Consider the following 1785-nt stretch of genomic DNA (forward strand, 5'->3'; position numbering starts at 1 on the left):
GAACGCGCGCTCACGATGCCTTGGATTGGCTGCTCACGATCCCGTGGAACGGGCGCTCAGCATCCGTGGAATGCGCAACAATGCCTCTCGACGACGCGGTCAGGCCTAGCGACCGCTTGCCGATGACGCTCTCCGGATTGTTGCGAGGGGCGGGAAGAAAGACGAGGGAGGCCTCGCGGCCTGACGATCATGCTGACGCCGAACGAAATTTTAGACTCGGAAAAGAGCAACGTCGAAAGGCGAGATAGCGACATCGCCGTCGCACCTCCTCAGCAACGCAAGATCATCCACATCGATATGGACGCCTTCTACGCTTCCGTCGAACAGCGCGACAATCCGGAGCTGCGCGGCAAGCCGGTCGCCGTCGGCGGATCGCGGGAGCGCGGCGTCGTTGCGGCGGCAAGCTACGAAGCGCGAAAGTTCGGCGTGCGCTCCGCCATGCCGTCGGTTACCGCCAAGCGGAAATGCCCGGATCTTATTTTTGTGAAGCCGCGCTTCGACGTTTACAAGGATGTGTCGCGGCAGATTCGTTCAATTTTCGCCGAATACACGCCGATCATCGAGCCGCTGTCGCTGGACGAGGCCTATCTCGATGTGACCGAGAACCTAAAGAGGATCGCCTCCGCGACACAGATCGCGAAGGACATACGGGCAAGAATTCACACTGAGACCGGCCTTACCGCTTCGGCGGGTGTTTCCTATAACAAATTCCTGGCCAAGCTCGCCTCCGATTACAGGAAGCCCGACGGCCTCTTCGTCATCACGCCGAAGATGGGGCCGGCCTTCGTCGAGGCCCTTCAGGTCGGGAAATTCCATGGCGTCGGGCCGGCAACGACGACGAAGATGAACAGGCTTGGGATCGAAACTGGGCTCGACCTCAGAGCGCAGACGCTTGCTTTCCTTCAGCGCCATTTCGGGAGATCGGGGCCATACTACTATTGGATTTCGCGGGGCGTCGACGAAAGGCCGGTCCGCCCTGACCGCGTGCGCAAGTCGATGGGCGCCGAAAACACCTTTGTCGAGGATCTCTTCTCCTTCGCAGCGGCGTGCGCCGCGCTCCAGCCGATCATCGAAAAAGTTTGGCGCTACTGCGAGAGCGCGGGAATACGTGGGCGCACCGTCACATTGAAGGTGAAATATGCCGATTTCCGCCAGATCACGCGCAGCCGCACGGGCGCCGCGTCGATTGCAACACAAGCGGAACTTGCTCAGCTCGTCTTCGCTCTGCTCGGACCCCTGTTCCCGGCGACAATGGGAATCCGGCTGTTGGGCGTAACGCTATCGTCTCTCAGTGACGCGCAATCGGGGCTCGACGTTCAATTCAGCCTGAGCATTTAGCGCAAGCCAAATCGCAAAAGCGAAGCGCGGCGCGGCCTATAGGCTTTGAAACAAGGATCGCTCCGACCGGAGCCGACGGGGTCCAGGCCGCCCACGTCGGGGCGAGCCGTCGACGCCCTGCGCCGGATTCGCGCCTTGCTTCTGGCCTTCGCCCAAATGAGTGCGCAAATTATTCAATGCCGCTGTTTACGGGCCGATTTAATTTGAATCCGCTCTAATCACTACGTTTGTTCAAGGTCTGTTTTGAGCTGATTGCGCTCATTAAAAGGATATGTTCGTCCACCTGCCCCGTAGCCGCGGCGACGTCTGCTAAGGTTATTACACTCCTTTTGTGAGACAAAGCCGAAAGAGCAGCATGCTTGCCGATAACCTGGACACCTCCAATAACCGGGCTTTTCGTGGACTGGCTGTTGGGCGTGAGGCGGCTCGAGGCCATCCTTCCGGGAA

General features: G+C 59.5%; 2 protein-coding genes. One reads left to right on the top strand and one right to left on the bottom strand.

Annotated features, from left to right (window positions below; translation table 11 throughout):
• Positions 1-189 precede the first annotated feature (189 nt).
• Positions 190-1338: a DNA polymerase IV gene (dinB, locus tag HUN39_RS18895; RefSeq protein ID WP_175095974.1), complete on the top strand. Its 1149-nt coding sequence runs from the start codon at positions 190-192 to the stop codon at positions 1336-1338.
• A 214-nt stretch (positions 1339-1552) separates the two neighbouring features.
• Here dinB and HUN39_RS19070 read toward each other — a convergent pair.
• The coding region (locus tag HUN39_RS19070; protein WP_210267065.1) for a hypothetical protein at positions 1553-1785 on the bottom strand (233 nt) is incomplete at its 5' end.

The organism is Methylocystis silviterrae (assembly GCF_013350005.1).
GTDB classification, from domain to species: Bacteria; Pseudomonadota; Alphaproteobacteria; order Rhizobiales; family Beijerinckiaceae; genus Methylocystis; species Methylocystis silviterrae.